Below are 16,655 nucleotides of genomic sequence, written 5' to 3' on the forward strand. Positions count from 1 at the left end.
CACCTGAACAGGCCTTGATCTGCCCCCACTGTAATCGGCTGCATGACGACAAATCGACAACCACATCGTGGAAGTTGAATGGAGAACCAGATGCAGACACCCCAGACCATGACTGAAAAAATCCTGGCCCGCGCCTCGGGCCAGGCTTGCGTGTCGCCCGGCCAGGAGATCACGGCCCGGCCAGACTTCGTGATCAGCTACGACTTCCCCGGCTACACCGATGTGTTCTTCAAGGAGACCCGCGAGGACTTCGGCGTGGAGAAGGTGTCCAGCCCCGAGCGCTTCGTGCTCTTCATCGACCACATGGTGCCGGCCACCTCGCCCAAGGAGGAGGAGCTGCACAAGATCACCCGCGCCTGGGGCAAGGAACAGGGGGTGCCGGTGCACGAGCGCGAGGGCATCGGCCACCAGGTGTCCGCCGAGCTGGGCTACGCCACGCCGGGGGCCTTTGCCGTGCATTTCGATGGCCATGTGAGCCAGCTGGGTGCGTTCGGCACCTTTGCCTTCGGCGCTCGCAAGGGCGTGGTGGAGGCCTTTGCCACCGAGAACATCACCATGACGGTGCCGGCCACCATCAAGGTGGAATTGACGGGCACGATGCAAGCCGGCGTGATGGCGCGCGACGTGTTCCACCACATGGTGCGCGTGATGGGCCCCGCCTCGTGCCGCTTCAAGGTGGTGGAGTTGTGCGGCCCGGTGATCGACGCCATGAGCATCGAAGGCCGACAGGTGCTGTGTGGTCAGGCCATGTTCCTGGGCGCCACCACCATGCTGATCGCGCCCGATGCCAAGACCCTGGACTACACGACAGGCCGCTCCAGGATCGCGCTGGCACCGGTCTACCCCGATGCCGACGCCGTCTACGAGCGCGTCGTGCGCATCGACATCTCCGAGCTTGAACCCATTGTGGTGGTGCCCCCCAGCCCCGCCAACACGCGCAACCTCACCGACTACACCGGCCTGGAGGTGCACACCGGCTACCTGGGCTCTTGCGCCAGTGGCCGGCTGGAAGACCTGCGCATCGCGGCCCAGATCCTGCGCGGGCGGCACATTCAGCCGGGCTTTCAGCTGCATGTGGTGCCCACCTCGAAGGCCATCATGGCCGCCGCAGCGCGCGAGGGCCTGATCGAGACGCTGGTGGAGGCCGGCGCCTTCATCAGCTCGCCCAGTTGCGATTACTGCTTTGGTCGCATCGCCACCATGAGCGACGGGCAGCGCGCCGTCTCCACCGGCACGCTGAACACGCCGGGCCGCATGGGCAGTGTGGATTCAGAGATCTACATTTGCAACGCCGCGGTGTTGGCGGCCTCGGCGCTCGAAGGGCGCATTGCCGACCCCCGGCCCTACCTGGCCGAGGCCTTGGCCCAGCCCACGGGGGCCGCAGCATGAGCCTGAACAAGCTGCAAGGCCGCGTGGCCTGGGTCTTCGAGGAAGACGACTACGACATCGACCTGATCGTCGGGGTGCGCAACATCAAGATCACCGATGTGCAAGAGCTGGCGGCGCTGGCCATGGCTGACTACACGCCGGGCTTTGCCGCCACCGTGCGCCCAGGCGACCTGCTGGTGGGTGGCGAGAACTTCGGCTACGGCCACCCGCACTACCCGGCCATGCGCGCCATGCGGCACCTGGGCATTTCGGCCGTGATTGCCGAGTCCTTCTCGCCCGGCTTTTTTCGCGGTGAGATGAGCATGGGCTTTCCGTTGGTGAGCTGCCCGGGCATCCGTGCCGCGGCGGCACGCGGCGACGAGCTGACGGTGAACTGGGCTACCAGCGAAGTGACGAACCTGCGTACCGGCCAGACGCTGGCGCTGCAGGCGTTCTCTGCCTCCGAGCGCGGCATGCTCGAGGCGGGCGGCCTGATCCCCTACCTCAAGCGCCGCATGGCGCTGGCCCAGGCCCAGACACCGAACCCACCCACCACCGCGCCCCAAACCACCTGAACCCATTCATTTCTGACCACCGACGGCGCAGCACCCGGCTGCGCCACTTGAGACGGAGCCCCCCATGACCACTACCCGCCAGGCGCTGCGCCAGCGCATCCAGGATGGATCCACCCTCTGGTTCGGCGGCGCACAAGATGCGCTGTCGGCCCTGCTGGTGGACCAGTCCGATTTCGACGGCATCTTCAGCACCGGCTTTGGCATTTCGGCCGCGCTGCTGGGGCAGCCCGACATGGAGCTTTACACCCTCAGCGAGAACGTGGCCACCGTGAACCGCATGGCCAACGTGGTGAAGAAGCCTATTTTTGTGGACGCCGACACCGGCTATGGCAACGTGCTCAACATGGGCCGCGCCGTGCGGGAGTTCGAGAAGGCCGGCGCAGCCGCGTTGCAGATCGAAGACCAGATCAGCCCCAAGCGCTGCCCGGCCGCCGCCACCAGCTCGACCCTGGTCTCGGTGAAGGATGCGACGGCCCGCATCAAGGCCGCGCTCGATGCACGGCAAGACCCCGACCTGCTGATCGTGGCCCGCACCGACGCCATGGACCCGAGCGAGGCGCTGGACCGTGCCGCACACTATGCCGAAGCCGGCGCCGACCTGATCCAGCCCATCTCGCGCACCTTCAACCGCTATGAGCAACTGGTGCAGCTGCGCGAGGTCTGCGGCCGCCGCCTGGCGCTGCAGCTGATGGCAGGCACCTGGATGACCTCCCTCACGCGGGTGCAGATCGAAAGCGTGGCGGCCTTTGCGGCCTACCCCATCGCCAGCCTGCTGACCAGCGTGCATGCGGTGCAGGCCAACCTGGCCGAACTGGCGCGGCGCCGCTCGGGCGATTTCGCGAACCTGCCTTTCGAGCAGACGACGATGGCTGCCTTCAAAGAGCTGATCGGCTGGCATGCGCTGGAAGAGCGCCAGGCGCATTACGAAGCCGACGTGGCGGCCGAGCCAAGCTGCTGAGCCCCCCTCATTCCCTCAAGAAAACAGGAGACCCCTACCGTGAAGTCGATCAACCTCATCAGCCGCCTCTTCGTGGCAGGCGCCGTGTCGCTGGGCCTGGCCTCGGCCGCCCTGGCCCAGAACGCCTACCCCAGCAAGCCGATCCGCCTGGTCGTGCCTTACCCGGCCGGGGGCGCCACCGATGTGGCGGCGCGCACCCTGCAGCCGCGCCTGCAAGAAGAGCTGGGCCAGACCATCATCGTGGAGAACCGCCCCGGCGCCGGCGGCAACATCGCCATGAGCAACGTGGCGCAGAGCGCCCCCGATGGCTACTCGCTGGCCATGACGCTGACCGGCATGCTGTCGATCAACCCGGTGATTTACAAGACGCCGGGCTTTGACGCCTCGGACTTTGTGCCCGTGGCGCGCGTCTCGCTGGCGCCGCTGATTCTGGTGGTGCCCGAAAAGTCACCCTACAAAAACGTGAAGGAACTGCTGGAAGCCGGCAAGAAGGCCGGCAAAGGGGGCCTGGCCTATGGCTCGGCCGGCGCAGGCGGCCTGTCGCACCTGGCCTCGGAGCTGGTCAACAGCCATGCCGCCAGCAACTTCACGCACGTGCCCTACAAGGGCGGCGCGCCGCTGGTGCAGGCCTTGATGGCCAATGAAGTGGCCTGGGGCCTGCTGGGCACGGGCGATGTGCGCAGCTTCATCCAGGCCGGCAAGCTCAAGGCCCTGGGCCAGTTGCGCCAAGGCCGCTCAGAGCTGTGGCCCGACATCCCGACACTGACCGAACAAGGCGTGCTGGGCGGCGTGGATTTTGACGTGTGGTTCGGCGTGGTGGCGCCGGCCCGGACCCCGCCCGCCATGGTCAAACTGCTGGGCGAAAAGATCGCCAAGATCACGGCCGAGCCGGCCTTCCGCCAGCGCCTGCTGGACCTGGGTGGCGTGGCGCCTGCGACGGGCAACAGCCCGGAGGCCTTTGCCAACGTCTTGCAACGCGAGCTGGCCGTGCTGCCCAAAGCCGCCAAAGAGGCTGGCTTGCAGCTTGACTGAAACGCCCGGCGTGCCTTGGACGATCGTCGCCCCTCAGGCACCCAACGCTGGGTCAGTGGCCGCGGCGGCCTCAGGCTGCCGCAAGCTGCGCCTGGGCCAGCTCCTGCGTGATGCGCAAGAACGCATCCACCTCGGCCGGGCTGTTGCAGTGCAGGGGCGATACACGCACCGCGCCTTGCAGGCCCAGGGATTCGAGCATGCGGCGCGAGTAGAGGCTGGCCACGCTGCGTTCGTACACGGTCACGCCGCGCAGGCCGTACTCGTGCACGGCCTGGGTGCAGTCCAGCCCGTCCACCCCCAGCGCGATGATGAGGTCGCGGCTGGCCAGGTCGTCGTGGTCCAGGTAGACCTGCACGCCCGGCAGGGCACGCAGGCCGGGCTGGGCCGCGCTGCCGTTCAGCAGCCGCGCCAGCAGGGCCCGTTCATGCAGGGCAATGCGCTCCATGCCGGCCTCGAACAGCGCACGGCGTGACGCCGCGGCCTCTGCAGAGGGCCACAGGCCGGGCAACTCAAGCCCGGCCTGCTGGCCCAGCCAGCACACGTAGTCGGCCACCTCTTGCAGCACGGCAAACTGCCAGGGTGACGAGCTGCCGAGGTCCCAGAAGTTGGCGCTCTTGCCTGCCAGCTTGTGGTGGGGCAGCAAAGCGGCGCGCTCCGACAGCCAGGCCAGGCCCGAGCCGCGGCAGCCAAAGAACTTGTAGGGCGCGAGGTTGATGCCGTCCACCGGGGTCTTGCGCAGGTCGATGAGCCCGTGGGGCGCATGCTGCACGGCATCGACCACGATGTAGAGATCGGGCTTGATGGCCCGCGCCCGGGCCACGATCTGCTCCAGATCGAGCTTGGCGCCCGAGATGTTGGAGGCATAGATCACGTTGAGCAGCACCGTGTCGGCATCCACCAGGCGCACGATGGCCTCCACATCCACCCCACCGGTCTGCGGGTTGCTGGGGGCCACCCGCAGTTCGCGCCCGGTTTCGCGGGCATAGCGCTCCATGGCGTCGTACGACGAGGGGTGCTCCAGTGCGGTGGTGACCAGGTTGCGGCCGGGCACGTTCTGCGCGATGGCCCGCACCATGTCGAACATGGCGGCCGAGGCGGTCAGGGCGGCGAAGACGCTGCCGCCCTCGGCATGGAGCATCATGCGGAAGTCGGCCGTGCCGGCGGCCTGGATGGCCTGCAGCTCACGCGCCACCGGGTGGATGCGCTCGGTGTTGTCGGGCACGGCGTCGATCAGCGCAAAGCGCTCGACCGCCGCCTTGAGCCGGAACGAGCCCCCGGCGTTGTCAAAGTACAGGCGCGGGCGGCCCTGGTGGTCGTGCTCGATCTGCAAAAAGCGCTCGCGCACCGCCTGCATCAGAGCGGGCGGAAACAGCAGGCCCTGCGGGTAGGTTGAGGCAATGCTTGCCATGCTCAGACCCCCTTCTTGCTGGGGTTGCGGTAGGCCTCGCGAATGCCTTCGGTCATCGGGAAGTTCAGGTTGATGTTGCTCGGCGGGATGGGCTGGGTGAACCAGCGGGCATACAGGCGCTCGATCTCGCCCGACTTCATCAACTGGGTGACGGTGTCGTCCACCACGGCCTGGAAGGCCGGGTCGTTCTTGCGGTACATGATGCCGTAGGGCTCCTGGCGCAGCACCACGTCGTGCAGCATGCGGAAGTCGCCCGGGCGCGGTGAGGTGGCAATCAGGCCGGCCAGTTGCACATCGTCCAGCACATAGGCCACGGCGCGCCCGCTGGCCAGCAGCAAGAAGGCGTCGGCCGTGTCCTTGCCGGTGATCTCCTGCACCTCCACGTTCTCGGCGCGCTTGTAGGCGCGCAGCAGCTGGATCGAGGTGCTGCCGGCCACGGTGGCCACCGTCTTGCCCGTCAGGGCGGCCAGGCTGTTGATGCCCGAGTCCTTTTTGACGGCCACCGTGATGCCCGCCACAAAATGGCTGGGGGCAAAGGCCACCAGTTGTTGGCGCGCCACCGAGTTGGTGGTGGTGGCGCAATCCAGATCGACCGTGCCGTTCTGCATCAGGGGCATGCGGTTGAGCGAGGTCAGGGTGGTGTACTCCACGCGCAGCGCGGGCAGGCCCAGCTTGGCCTTCACGGCGTCGACGATCTTGAGGCAGATGTCATTCGAGAACCCGATCGGGTCGCTGCCGCCCTTGGCCACATACGAGAACGGGATGGAGCTGTCGCGGCTGCCGATGCGGATGACCCCGCTGTCCTTGATCTTGCGCAGCGTGTCGATGTCTTGCGCCGAAGCGATCTGGGACACAAGGGCTGCACCGAGCAGCAGGGCAAGCGGCAATTTGGCAAGGCGTTTCATGGTGCTGAGACTCCATTTGAGGGGACTGGCGGGGTGATCGGTTCGGCCCCCGGCAACGGTGCTGATGGGGGATGGCTGAATTCTGGAGCGCCCCTCAATTCAAAAAAAGCGATTTTTTGTTGTGCTTTAACATTCCATAAAGCGATTGGAAGATGCACCATGATGACCTTCAAGCAACTCGAGGCCCTGTACTGGATTGTCCAGCTGGGGGGCTTTGCCCCGGCCGCGCAGAAGCTGCACACCTCGCAGTCGGCGGTGTCCAAGCGGGTGCATGAGCTGGAGCAGGTGTTCGACACCCCGCTGTTTGACCGCAGCCAGCGCACGGCCCGCCTGACCGAAAAGGGCGAAGAGATGTTCTTGCTGGCGCGCAAGCTGCTGCGCGAGCGGGACCTGGCGGTGGAGCAGTTTGCCAAGCCCGAGGTGATCGAGCGGCGCCTGCGCATCGGCGTGACCGAGCTCACCGCCATGACTTGGCTGCCCCGCCTGGTGGCCCTGGTACAAGAACACTACCCCAAGGTGAAGCTGGAGCCCGATGTCGACGGCAGCCTGCCACTGCGCGAGAAGCTGTTGGCCGATGAGCTTGACCTGATCCTGGTACCCGACGCATTTGCCGACACCCGGCTGCGATCCAAGGTGGTGGGCCAGGTCGACAGCGCCTGGATGGCCAAGCCCGGCCTGGTGCCCGCGGGCACCACGCGCCTGCACGAGCTGGCCCGGGTGCCCTTGCTGGTGCAGGGCGACAGCTCGGGCACCGGCCGCCTGTACGACGCCTGGCTGCGCGAGCAGGGCATCGAGACCACCGATGCGATCGTGGTCAGCAACCTGATCGCCCTCACCAGCCTGACCCTGTCGGGCTTTGGCGCCAGCTACCTGCCACGCCAGTGCATGGCCCCGCTGGTGTCGCTGGGCATGCTGGCGGTCATCGATGTGGAGCCCGCCCTGCCCCCCGTGCCGTATGTGGCCCTGTACAAGGGCGAGGTGCGCAGCACGCTGACCTCGGCGCTGATCATGCTGGCCCAGTCGTGCTGCGATTTCTCGCGGGCGTTTCAGACGGCGCCGGCCTGAGCGCCCGGCCATCGCTCGTTGACATCAGGTCGAGGGCTTGTGCGCGCCGTCATCCAGGTGCGCCAGGCTGGCCTCGTACAGCGCGGCCACCAGATCGCTTTGCGTGACCATGCCCACCAGGCGGCGCTCGGCGTTCACCACGGGCACCTGGTGCAGGCCCTGGTCCGACATCAGGGGCACCAGCTCGACCATGGGCTGAGTGTCCAGCACAGTGCGCACCTGGGGGCTCATGATCTGGCCCACCACTTCGGCCTTGGCGCTGTGGCTGAACGGCGAGGCCTGCAGCAGGCGCTGCAGGCGCCGGCTCAGGCCCGGGTAGCGCCGGGGTTGGGCATGGGCCAGAAAGTCGGCCCGGGTGACGATACCCTGCACCCGCCGCACCCGATCCAGCACGGGCAGGGCCGGCAGGGCATGGCGCTCCATCAGGCGCCAGGCCTGGCCCAGCTCGGTGGCAAACACCACCGACACCACATCGCGCGACATGATCTGCCCGCAGGTCACCGAGCCGAAGCGGCGGCGGAAGGCCTTCATCTCGGTCTGCAGGAACAGATCGGCCAGGTCGTCACGGCTGATGTCGAGCACCTGGTTGTAGTCCAGCATCACGCGGGCCAGGTCTTCGGGCCGGAAGCCCAGGCGGGCCGAAGGGCGCAGGTCGTCGGTGTGGTGCACGCTGCGGGCATCGGGCAGGGCCGTGTGCGGGTAGCGGCGGCCCACCGCCTTGTTGTAGAGCACGGCAATCAGCAGCAGCAAGGCGGTGTTCAGCCCCACGGGGGTGAGCACAAAACCATAGCCCGCCTGGTGCACCGGCGCGCCGCCCAGCACGGCCGTGAGCGCCACCGCCCCCGAGGGTGGGTGGATGCAGCGCAGCGCAAACATGGCCGCAATGGCCAAGGCAATGGCCAGCGCCGCGGCCAGCACCGGCGCCTCGATGAAGCGTGCGCAGGTCACCCCGACCAGCGCCCCCAGCAGGTTGCCGCCCACCATGGACCAGGGCTGGGCCAACGGGCTGGATGGCACCGCAAACAAGAGCACGGCCGAGGCCCCCATGGGCGCCGCCAGCCACAAGGCCCCCGCACCCGGCCCCAAGGCCCAGGCGCTGACCAGGCCGGTGAGCAAGATCCCGATCAAGGCACCGGCACTGGCGCGCAGGCGTTCTATCGGGTTGACCGGGGATGGCGTGGGCCATTGGCGCTGCAGCCAGCTGATGAGGTGGGTGGACATGGAGTGAGCAGGGCTGGGGTGAGAGTCAGGGCGCGAATTACATCACGTCACGATATATAATTTCAAGCAGCCCGACGGTCCTTCGATCTCCATGCCCCACGCCCCCCGCCCCGCCCCGCTTCAAAAGCGCGACTATGAATCGCTGTCTGAATTCCGCTACCAGCTCAGGCGTTTTCTGCGCTTCAGCGAAGACGCCGCGCAATCCGAAGGCCTCACGCCCCAGCAATACCTGCTGATGCTGCACGTGAAGGGCACCCCTGGCCGCAGCTGGGCCACGGTGGGTGAACTGGCCGAGCGCCTGCAGACCGTGCACCACGCCGTGGTGGCCCTGGTGTCGCGCTGCGAGTCGGCGGGCCTGGTGCTGCGCCAGCCCAGCGAAACCGACCGCCGCCAGGTCGAGGTGCACCTGAGCGAGGCCGGCGAGCAATGCCTGGAGCGCCTGGCCGGGCGCCATCGGGCCGAGTTGCAATCGCTGTCCGGGGTGTTCCAGGTGGCCAACATCTCCGCCTTCAACGACCACCAGGCCGGCTGAAGCCGGCCCTTTTTTTGATCTTTAAGTTGCATTTTTAATGCATTTGAAATGCACAACCAGCAGGTGCCCGCATGAACAGCCCCCGTGTGATCCCGATCCAGCCCGAACCGGCCCAAGACGATGGCCCGGAGATGGTCTCGCTGTACGCCAGCCAGGCCAAGGTGTACCCGCGTTCTGTCAGCGGGCGCTTTGCGCGCTGGCGCTGGGTGATGGTGTGGCTGACCCAGTTGTTCTTCTATGGCCTGCCCTGGCTGAACTGGAACGGCCGCCAGGCCGTGCTGTTTGACCTGGGCGAGCGGCGCTTCTACATCCTGGGCCTGGTGATGCAGCCGCAAGACTTCATCTACCTGGCTGCGCTGCTGGTGATTGCGGCCCTGTCGCTGTTCTTTTTCACGGCGGTGGCCGGGCGCCTGTGGTGTGGCTACGCCTGCCCGCAGACGGTGTACACCGAGGTCTTTCTGTGGATAGAGCGGCGGGTGGAAGGCGACCGCCAGGCCCGCATGCGCCTGGACGCGGCGCCCTGGTCGGCCCGCAAGCTGGGCCGCAAGGCGCTCAAGCAGGCCTTGTGGCTGGGCGTGGCGCTGTTCACGGGCTTCAGCTTTGTGGGTTACTTCACCCCGATCCGGGAGTTGAGCCATGAACTGGCGCTGGGCGCGTTCTCGCCCTGGGAGTGGTTCTGGGTGCTGTTCTATGGCCTGGCCACCTATGGCAATGCGGGCTACATGCGCGAGCAGATCTGCAAGTACATGTGCCCCTATGCCCGCTTCCAGAGCGCCCTGATCGACATGGACTCCCTGGTGATTGCCTATGACACCCGGCGCGGCGAGCCGCGGGGCTCACGGCCACGCAAGGCCGACCCGGCCAGCCTGGGCCTGGGCAGTTGCATCGACTGCACCCTGTGCGTGCAGGTCTGCCCCACGGGCATCGACATTCGCCAGGGCCTGCAAAACGAATGCATTGCCTGCGCGGCCTGCATCGATGTGTGTGACGACGTGATGGGCAAGATGGGCTACCCGCCCGGGCTGATCCGCTACAGCTCGGGCCACGCCATGGAGCAGCAACTGCCCCGCGCCGCCTTGCTGCGCCGCGTGCTGCGCCCCCGGGTGCTGATCTACGCGGGCCTGCTGTCGCTGACCTGCCTGGGCTTTGCGCTGAGCCTGGTGCAGCGCCACGACTTTGCCGTGAACGTGATCAAGGACCGCGGCACCCTGGCACGCCAGGTGGGGCGTGGCGGCATCGAGAACGTGTACCGACTGCAGGTGATCAACAGCACCGAGCAGGCCCACCGCTTCAAGGTGGAGGTGCTGGGCCCGCCCGGGCTCGCCCTGGCCAGCGAGCCGGGGCTGAGCGTGCCCGCCACCGGCATCGGCACGCTGGCGCTGAGCCTCACGCTGGCGGCCAGCGAGGCCGAGAGCCAGCGGGGGCAGGTGTTGCCGCTGCAATTGCGCATCACCCGGGAGCGCGATCCGGGGGATCAGGGCGCGGTCGAAACCGCCATCACCGAGAAGACCACTTTCGTGGTGCCCCGCTGAGCCCGGCCACGCCGGGCCCTGTCGGGTACTCAGGGCTTGCGGGGCGACTTCATCGGGGCGCCAGGGCCCGGGCCCACGCGAAAGCCCGCGCCGGGTTCATGCGCCCCAGGGCCGCCGGGGCCGCCCATGCCGTGGGGGCCCGGGCCGGGGGGGCCAGGGTGCACCAGCAGGTCAAAAATGGTTTTTTGCTTGGCGTCCAGCGTGTCGTAAAAAGCCTGGGTGCGCACCTGGCGGGCCTCGAGTTGCTGCAGGTGCTGATCCAGCAGGTATTTGTGGTCGCGCAGGTGGGCAATGGCCTGGGCCATGCGCTGCGGCGCGCTCAGCTCGGCCGGTGGCTGGCCTTGCGGTCCTTGCGAGGTGTGGGCGGCCTGCCAGGCCTGATGCTGCTCGATGCCTTGCTTCAGGGCCTGCAGCTCGGCTGAAGACCAGGTGTCCCAGGCGCCTTTTTGATCGGGCGACAGGCTCAGCTTGCGCTGCAACTCGTTCAGGCGGAACTGGGCGTGCTGCAGGGCATCGCGGCGCTGGGGCTGCAGGGCTGGCACCGGGCCAAACGTGGGCACCGCATCGGCGCCAGGGGCGTTTTGGGCCTGAGCCGGCGCAAGGTTCATCCACAGGGCCGTGCCCAGTGCCAGCAGCAGCGGGCTGCTTCTTCGAATCGACAACATCTTCAAACTCCCTGAAAAAGGTACTGGGTTCCCAGCTTAGTGGCCTCGTGTTACCAGGGCGTAAACGCTTGCACACGATCAGGTATCGGGCTCGCAATGGCGCAGAAACAGGGCCTGTGCGCCCTCAGCCGCTCAGCGCAAAGCGGATCGGAAACTCGACCCAGCTGGCCAGGGTCTGGTTGCCACTTCGGGCCGGCACAAAGCGCCAGTGCCGGACCACCAGCATGGCGGCATCGTCGAGCAGGCGGTAGCCGCTGCCCCGGGCCAGGCGGATTTCGCCAGGGCGACCGTCGCCATCCACCCAGACCCGCAACCAGACCACGCCACCAATCCCCTGCTCGCGCAGCGCCAGCGGGTAGTCGGGCGGGGGGTTGTAGGCGTAGTCGGGGCGGGCGCCGACCTGGGGTTCAGCGGCAGGGGTTGCAGGGGCGGCCACTGTGGCGCTGGAGGTGACACGGGTGCTTGCCGCCGGGGCGGCCGGCGCGCCCTGCCCCGCCAGGGCCAGGGGGCTGGAAACCGGCGCCTCAGGCATGGCCTCGACCTGCGGTGATGGCTGCGAGGACGGCTCACGGTTCGCCACGCGCTGCGGCGCCCACTGAGCAGCGCTGGAAGCGCGGACGGGGCGTGTCGGCGGCCTGAGGGGGTGGGGCACGGGGTCCGAGGCAGCGTGGCTGACCGGGACCGGGGCCGGCGGGTGTGCCACCCAGACCAGCGCCAGCGGGGGCGCGCCGCGTGGGCGATCGGCCGGCGCGGCCCGCCCCCCAAGCTGCAGCAGGCCCAGCAGCGCCAGCCCATGCAGCAGCAGGCTCAGGCAGGCCACCCGCCAGCCGCGACTCGATCGGCTGGGCCTCATGCCAGCGCCTCTCCAGGCTGGGCGAGCGCTGGCGCCTTGCCCCGGGGCGGGCGCAAGGGGGCCACCACCAGCGCCCCGTGGCAATCAGTGAAGCAGCTCAGGCTGACGCCGTACAGCGACTCCAGCGCCGGCAGCGACTGCGCCGTGGCGGGCAGATCGGCCACCAGCCGGCCCTGGCGGATCAGCAGCAGCCAGTCAAAGCCCGCCAGGGCCTGGTTGATGTCGTGAAGAATGGCCACCAGGGCGTGCTGTCGGGTGCTGGCGTAGTGGTCCAGGCTGTCCAGCAGCTCGCACTGCAGGCCCGGGTCCAGCGCTGCCAGGGGTTCATCCACCAGCACCAGGCCTTGCCGGGTGTCCCACAACTGGGCAAAGATGCGGGCCAGTTGCACCCGCGCCTGCTCGCCCCCCGACAAGGTATCGAAGCGCCGCCCCAGCAGGTGGCCGGCATGGGCCAGACTGGCGGCGTCCCGCACGATGCTGGCCCAATGCGGGTCGTGCGCCCGGGCCACCCGGCCCAGGCCGATCACCAGTTCGGTGGGCAGCCCAAAGGCCACGTCGCCGCCCTGGGGCAGCACCGCACGGTGCTGGCTGAGCGCGGCCAGTGGCCAATCGGCCGTGGCCCGCTGCTGGAACAGCACCTGCCCCTGGGCGGGCCGACGCTCACCCGACATGAGCTTGAGCAAGGTGGATTTGCCCGCCCCGCTGGGCCCCAGCACGGCGATGCGCTCGCCTGCGGTCACCTGCAACGAAAACGGGCCGAAGCACTGGCCGCCCACCTCGAGGGTGGCGGCCTCCAGGGTCAACAGGGGGCTCATGCGATCCGCCCCCGCGCCCCGCGCAGCAAGAACAGAAAGAACGGGCTGCCCAGCAGGGCCGTGAAGATGCCCACCGGGATCTCCGCCGGGATGGCCACGGTGCGGGCCAGGGTGTCGGCCACCAGCAGCAGCAGGCCGCCCATCAGCAAGGACAGCGGCAAGACCCGGCGCTGATCACCCCCCACCCACACGCGCACCAGGTGCGGGGCGATCAGACCGATGAAGCCGATCATGCCGCACCAGGCCACCGAGAAACCTGCCAATACCGCCACCAACACAATGACCCGGCCGCGCAGGCGCTGCACATCCACCCCCACATGGGCCGCTGCGGCCTCGCCCAGGGCCAGGGCATTCAGGGAGCGCACGATCTGCCGCAAGGGCCAGACAGCCACCAGCAGCAAGGCCCCCATCAGCAGCACCAGGCCCCACTGGGCGCCAGCCAGTGAACCCAAAGTCCAGAACGACAGGCTGCGCAACTGCTCGTCGGTGGCCAGGTAGGTGCACAGGCCGATGACGGCGGCGGCCAGCGCGTTCAGCGCCACCCCGGTGAGCAACAGACCCGAGATGGACCCGGGCGTGATCCAGCGCGCCACACGGTCGAGCGTGAAGCACACGCCCAGCGCCCCAGCAAAGGCCGCCACCGGCAGGGCCCACACCCGCCAGGCCTGCGGCAGGGCCAGCACAGGCCCCGACACCAGCACGATGGTGAGCGCCGCGGCACAGGCCGCCCCCGCACTCACGCCCAGCAAACCGGGGTCGGCCAGCGGGTTGCGAAACAGGCCTTGCGTCAAGGCCCCGGCCAGCCCCATGCTGGCTCCGACCAGCATGGCAAACACCGCCCTGGGCAGGCGGATGTGCCACAGCACATAGGCGCCCCCACTCAGGCCGGCCGGCGCATCCAGGGACGCATCGGGAGCAGAAGCCGAGGGCCCCAGCAGGGCCCACCAGTCACGCCCGGCCACCGGCACAGCGCCAGCTTGAACGGCCAGCACCCCGGCCAGTAACAGCGCTGCCGCCAACAGCAGTGCGGGCGAGGCCCGCCTGCCCGCCCCAGCATGGGCGCCCCACACAGCGGGCGCGCTCATGCCTTCATGGCCCGGGCCAGGGCCGCATCCAGGGCCGCCACCGCGGCCGGCAGCCGGGGCCCGAAACCCAACAGAAACATGGCCTCCATGGCCAGCACGCGGCGCTGCTGCCCCGCCGGGGTGTGGGCCAGGCCCGGCAGCCGGAGAATGCCGTCCACCCCGCCCGCGGCACTCAGACCCTGATCGGTCAACAGCACCAGCTCGGGTTGCGCCGCGATGACCGCCTCGGGCGTCAGGGGCTTGTAGCCACTGAAGCCGCTGATGACGTTGCGCGCGCCCACGTAGTCGAGCATGGCCTGGGCACTGGTGTCGGCCCCGGCCACCATGATCTGGTTGGGCGCATGGGCCAGCACAAACAAGACCCGGGGCGGCTTGCCGGCCCGCCCGGCCACCTGTGCCTGCGCGCGGGCCCACTGCTGCACCAGGCTTTGCTGCAGCGCCCGGGCTTCGGCCACCCGGCCGGTCAGCTCGCCCACGCGCTGGACGCGCTCGCACAGGCCCTCGAAGCGGTGCCTGGCTGGCAGCACCGACACCTCGACGCCGGCACTCGCCAGCTGGCGGATCACGCCCGGGGGGCCTGCATCTTCGGTGGCGATGACCCGGGTGGGCGCCAGCGCCAGCACCCCCTCGGCCGACAGCGTGCGGGCATAGCCCACGCTGGGCAGCTTTTGTGCCGCCTCCGGGAACAGCGAGGTGGTGTCCACCCCCACCAGATCGGCCTGGGCCTGCAGGGCATACACGATCTCGGTCAGCGCCCCGCCCACACTGACGATGCGCTGCCGGGCCGGGGCTGCGTGCGCGGGCCACGTCAGCCAGGCCGCCGCGAGCAGGCCCGCTTGCAGGCCATGGCGGCGCCGGGCCGCGTCCACACCAGCACCTGCATTCGGCAACATCACACCAGACATGGGCGGCGCTCCTCAGTCAGTGTGTCGAGCAGGGCGCGCCAGTCGCAGGCCTCGGGCTGCCCAGGCTTGCGGGCACCGAACAGCATGGCGAGGGTGTCGCCCTGGCTGTCGAACAGCTCCAGCGAGCTCACCAGCCCGTCGACAGTGGGCTTTCTGACCACCCAGGCGCTGGCAATGTGGTCTTCGCGCAGGTGCAGGTTGAAGCCCGGGTCGAGCACATTGAGCCAGGGGCCCATGACCGCCACCTGGCGCACCGGGCCGGTGTGGATCTGAATGGCCCCCGGATTGCCCACAAAGACCATGATCGCCACGCCTTGTGCCGCCGCGGCTTGCAGCAGGCCCTGGCAGTCTTCGGGCTGCACGGCCTGGGCGAAGCGAGGCTCGGCCAGGCGCAGGGCCTGGGTGCGGGTGGTGCCGAAGGCCTTGAGCAGGCCCGCAAAATCGTGGGTGTCGCGCAAGGCGCCCCAAGCCTGGCGCAGGCCGGTCACGTCGATGTCGGCATCGGCCCGCTCGGGCTCGCGTGGCGCCGATGCCTGCATGCCCAGGCGGGCCGTCTGGTCGGGGTCGGCCCAGGCCTGCACCAGCTCGGCGTAGGCCGCCACATCGCTGGCAGGCCGCAGAAACACCTTGTGCAGGGCCATGCCGGTGGCATCAAAGAATTGCAGGCTGCGCTGCAGGCCCTGGCCCGTGCGCTCCTGCACGGCAAAGCCGTGGGCCCAGGCCGAGTAGAACAGGCGCAGGTCGATGTCAGGGCCCAACACCAGGCCCACCTGCTCATGCAAGCTCGGCTGCCGGTAGCAGCCGGTCTTCTCATGCACGCAAGAGGCGTTGCGGGTCAGGGCCATGACCTCGCCCAGGCTCGGCAAGGCCTGCACGATGGCGGGCCACTGGGGGCGCAGGCGCGTGGCCTGAAGCAGGGTCTGCGGGTCGTCGGGCGGCGTGCCGGTGTGCGCCGCGATCAACGCGCCCTCGGACACCCGCAGTTGCTGGGCGATGTCGCGGTGTCGGGCCTTGCCGTCGCCGCGCAGCAGGTGAAATGAATCCCGGAGGGACTGGGGGGAAGCGTTCATGAAAGCTCCTGAAGAGTGGGCCGAGGTGCTGTGAATGCAGTGCCGAATGGGAGGAATGGGAGGAATGCGGGGGATGCCAGAGATGCAAGGGCTGCGGGCGTCACTGCGCCGCTGCGTCCAGGGCCACGGCCGTGGCCTGATCGGGGCTGCGGTGGCCTTGCTCGCGCCGGTGCCGGATCTCGCTCAGGCCTTCGCCCCCCAGGGTGTAGGCCTGGGCAAAGCCCGCGACATACGCGCCACTGAGTGGCCGCAAGCGGTACAGGTGGAAGTCGCTCAGCTTGCGCAGCATCGCCATGAAACCGCCGAACTGCTGCACAAACCGGTCCAGGATCAGGTCGAACTCGGCGCTGCCCCGTGGGCACTCAGCGGCGGCGCACTGCAGGGTCAGGCGACGCCGAGCGAACAGGTGCTTGGCCTGGGCCTCGCTCTCGATGAACAGCACCGAACAGCGGCCACGGGCCGCCAGGTTGGCGGTGTGGGCCGAAAGCTCGCTGGTGTAGACGTAGTAACAGCCCTGGTGCTCCACATAGGCCGCGTAGCTGGCTTCGGGCTCGCCGTCGGCGTTGCAGGTGGCCAGGTGCAGGCTCTGGAACAGGCCGGGGAAACGGCGGCATTCGTCCATCACGGCCAAAAGGTCGGTGGGCTGAGGCATGGTTTGAGACACGG

The 16,655-nt window shown here is 68.6% G+C and carries 17 protein-coding genes; 7 read left to right on the forward strand and 10 right to left on the reverse strand.

Translation table 11 applies throughout. The features are described from left to right. Positions 1-108: 108 nt before the first annotated feature. From F624_RS0125860 to F624_RS0125875, 4 genes are all read left to right on the forward strand, one after another. A complete protein-coding gene (locus F624_RS0125860; protein WP_245573740.1) occupies positions 109-1,389 on the forward strand; it encodes a 3-isopropylmalate dehydratase large subunit in 1,281 nt (426 codons plus the stop codon). Next, a complete protein-coding gene (locus tag F624_RS0125865) occupies positions 1,386-1,943 on the forward strand; it encodes a LeuD/DmdB family oxidoreductase small subunit (RefSeq protein WP_019577288.1) in 558 nt (185 codons plus the stop codon). The genes F624_RS0125860 and F624_RS0125865 overlap by 4 nt, the downstream gene beginning before the upstream one ends. 64 nt (positions 1,944-2,007) lie before the next feature. Beyond that, a complete protein-coding gene (locus F624_RS32855; RefSeq protein WP_019577289.1) occupies positions 2,008-2,901 on the forward strand; it encodes an isocitrate lyase/PEP mutase family protein in 894 nt (297 codons plus the stop codon). Positions 2,902-2,940: 39 nt separating this feature from the next. Then, positions 2,941-3,933 carry a Bug family tripartite tricarboxylate transporter substrate binding protein gene (locus F624_RS0125875; protein ID WP_019577290.1) on the forward strand — a complete coding sequence of 331 codons (993 nt, stop codon included), beginning with the start codon at positions 2,941-2,943 and terminating at the stop codon, positions 3,931-3,933. A gap of 70 nt (positions 3,934-4,003) precedes the next feature. Here F624_RS0125875 and F624_RS0125880 read toward each other — a convergent pair whose 3' ends face one another. Both F624_RS0125880 and F624_RS0125885 read right to left on the reverse strand, forming a co-directional pair. Continuing rightward, positions 4,004-5,341, reverse strand: a complete 1,338-nt coding sequence (locus F624_RS0125880) for an aminotransferase class V-fold PLP-dependent enzyme (protein ID WP_019577291.1) — start codon at positions 5,339-5,341, stop codon at positions 4,004-4,006. 2 nt (positions 5,342-5,343) lie between these two features. Beyond that, entirely contained in the window at positions 5,344-6,246 is a 903-nt protein-coding gene (locus tag F624_RS0125885) for an amino acid ABC transporter substrate-binding protein (protein WP_019577292.1), read from the reverse strand. Between the two features lie 159 nt (positions 6,247-6,405). On the opposite strand from F624_RS0125885, the gene F624_RS0125890 reads away from it, so the two are divergent. Then, positions 6,406-7,311, forward strand: coding sequence for a LysR family transcriptional regulator (locus F624_RS0125890; RefSeq protein WP_019577293.1), 906 nt, complete (start codon positions 6,406-6,408; stop codon positions 7,309-7,311). 24 nt (positions 7,312-7,335) lie between these two features. On the opposite strand, the gene F624_RS0125895 is transcribed toward F624_RS0125890, so the two are convergent. Beyond that, a complete protein-coding gene (locus F624_RS0125895) occupies positions 7,336-8,532 on the reverse strand; it encodes an HPP family protein (RefSeq protein WP_019577294.1) in 1,197 nt (398 codons plus the stop codon). A 91-nt stretch (positions 8,533-8,623) separates the two neighbouring features. Between F624_RS0125895 and F624_RS0125900 the strand changes: the two genes are divergently transcribed. Together F624_RS0125900 and ccoG are read left to right on the forward strand one after the other, a co-directional pair. Further along, positions 8,624-9,064, forward strand: coding sequence for a MarR family winged helix-turn-helix transcriptional regulator (locus tag F624_RS0125900; protein WP_019577295.1), 441 nt, complete (start codon positions 8,624-8,626; stop codon positions 9,062-9,064). Between the two features lie 71 nt (positions 9,065-9,135). Beyond that, complete coding sequence (gene ccoG, locus F624_RS0125905) at positions 9,136-10,596, forward strand: cytochrome c oxidase accessory protein CcoG (protein WP_019577296.1); 1,461 nt, start codon at positions 9,136-9,138, stop codon at positions 10,594-10,596. Between the two features lie 29 nt (positions 10,597-10,625). Here the strand turns inward: ccoG and F624_RS33685 are convergent, their stop codons facing one another. The 7 genes from F624_RS33685 to F624_RS0125940 all read right to left on the reverse strand — a co-directional run bounded on the left by F624_RS33685 (position 10,626) and on the right by F624_RS0125940 (position 16,653). Beyond that, positions 10,626-11,261 (reverse strand): Spy/CpxP family protein refolding chaperone, encoded by a 636-nt coding sequence (locus tag F624_RS33685; protein ID WP_019577297.1) that lies wholly within the window; start codon positions 11,259-11,261, stop codon positions 10,626-10,628. 124 nt (positions 11,262-11,385) lie between these two features. Then, entirely contained in the window at positions 11,386-12,114 is a 729-nt protein-coding gene (locus F624_RS33690) for an energy transducer TonB (protein WP_157443643.1), read from the reverse strand. Next, the gene (locus F624_RS0125920) at positions 12,111-12,929 is read right to left on the reverse strand and encodes an ABC transporter ATP-binding protein (protein ID WP_019577299.1); all 819 of its coding nucleotides are present in this window, start codon (positions 12,927-12,929) and stop codon (positions 12,111-12,113) included. Before F624_RS0125920 ends, F624_RS33690 begins: the two co-directional genes overlap by 4 nt. After that, on the reverse strand, positions 12,926-14,014 hold the full coding sequence (locus F624_RS0125925; RefSeq protein WP_019577300.1) for a FecCD family ABC transporter permease: 1,089 nt from the start codon (positions 14,012-14,014) through the stop codon (positions 12,926-12,928). Before F624_RS0125925 ends, F624_RS0125920 begins: the two co-directional genes overlap by 4 nt. Then, complete coding sequence (locus tag F624_RS0125930) at positions 14,011-14,919, reverse strand: heme/hemin ABC transporter substrate-binding protein (RefSeq protein ID WP_157443644.1); 909 nt, start codon at positions 14,917-14,919, stop codon at positions 14,011-14,013. Before F624_RS0125930 ends, F624_RS0125925 begins: the two co-directional genes overlap by 4 nt. Continuing rightward, positions 14,907-15,989 (reverse strand): hemin-degrading factor, encoded by a 1,083-nt coding sequence (locus F624_RS0125935; RefSeq protein ID WP_019577302.1) that lies wholly within the window; start codon positions 15,987-15,989, stop codon positions 14,907-14,909. The genes F624_RS0125930 and F624_RS0125935 overlap by 13 nt, the downstream gene beginning before the upstream one ends. A 100-nt stretch (positions 15,990-16,089) precedes the next feature. After that, positions 16,090-16,653 (reverse strand): HugZ family pyridoxamine 5'-phosphate oxidase, encoded by a 564-nt coding sequence (locus F624_RS0125940; protein WP_211224182.1) that lies wholly within the window; start codon positions 16,651-16,653, stop codon positions 16,090-16,092. Positions 16,654-16,655 lie beyond the last annotated feature (2 nt).

The sequence above is a fragment of the Curvibacter lanceolatus ATCC 14669 genome (assembly GCF_000381265.1).
In the GTDB taxonomy this organism is placed as follows: Bacteria; Pseudomonadota; Gammaproteobacteria; order Burkholderiales; family Burkholderiaceae_C; genus Curvibacter; species Curvibacter lanceolatus.

Coding starts and splice junctions, on each gene's coding strand:
- F624_RS0125860 (WP_245573740.1), top strand. CDS start 109: ATGACTGAAAAAATCCTGGCCCGCGCCTCGGGCCAGGCTTGCGTGTCG.
- F624_RS0125865 (WP_019577288.1), top strand. CDS start 1,386: ATGAGCCTGAACAAGCTGCAAGGCCGCGTGGCCTGGGTCTTCGAGGAA.
- F624_RS32855 (WP_019577289.1), top strand. CDS start 2,008: ATGACCACTACCCGCCAGGCGCTGCGCCAGCGCATCCAGGATGGATCC.
- F624_RS0125880 (WP_019577291.1), bottom strand. CDS start 5,341: ATGGCAAGCATTGCCTCAACCTACCCGCAGGGCCTGCTGTTTCCGCCC.
- F624_RS0125885 (WP_019577292.1), bottom strand. CDS start 6,246: ATGAAACGCCTTGCCAAATTGCCGCTTGCCCTGCTGCTCGGTGCAGCC.
- F624_RS0125890 (WP_019577293.1), top strand. CDS start 6,406: ATGATGACCTTCAAGCAACTCGAGGCCCTGTACTGGATTGTCCAGCTG.
- F624_RS0125895 (WP_019577294.1), bottom strand. CDS start 8,532: ATGTCCACCCACCTCATCAGCTGGCTGCAGCGCCAATGGCCCACGCCA.
- F624_RS0125900 (WP_019577295.1), top strand. CDS start 8,624: ATGCCCCACGCCCCCCGCCCCGCCCCGCTTCAAAAGCGCGACTATGAA.
- ccoG (WP_019577296.1), top strand. CDS start 9,136: ATGAACAGCCCCCGTGTGATCCCGATCCAGCCCGAACCGGCCCAAGAC.
- F624_RS33685 (WP_019577297.1), bottom strand. CDS start 11,261: ATGTTGTCGATTCGAAGAAGCAGCCCGCTGCTGCTGGCACTGGGCACG.
- F624_RS33690 (WP_157443643.1), bottom strand. CDS start 12,114: ATGAGGCCCAGCCGATCGAGTCGCGGCTGGCGGGTGGCCTGCCTGAGC.
- F624_RS0125920 (WP_019577299.1), bottom strand. CDS start 12,929: ATGAGCCCCCTGTTGACCCTGGAGGCCGCCACCCTCGAGGTGGGCGGC.
- F624_RS0125925 (WP_019577300.1), bottom strand. CDS start 14,014: ATGAGCGCGCCCGCTGTGTGGGGCGCCCATGCTGGGGCGGGCAGGCGG.
- F624_RS0125930 (WP_157443644.1), bottom strand. CDS start 14,919: ATGTCTGGTGTGATGTTGCCGAATGCAGGTGCTGGTGTGGACGCGGCC.
- F624_RS0125935 (WP_019577302.1), bottom strand. CDS start 15,989: ATGAACGCTTCCCCCCAGTCCCTCCGGGATTCATTTCACCTGCTGCGC.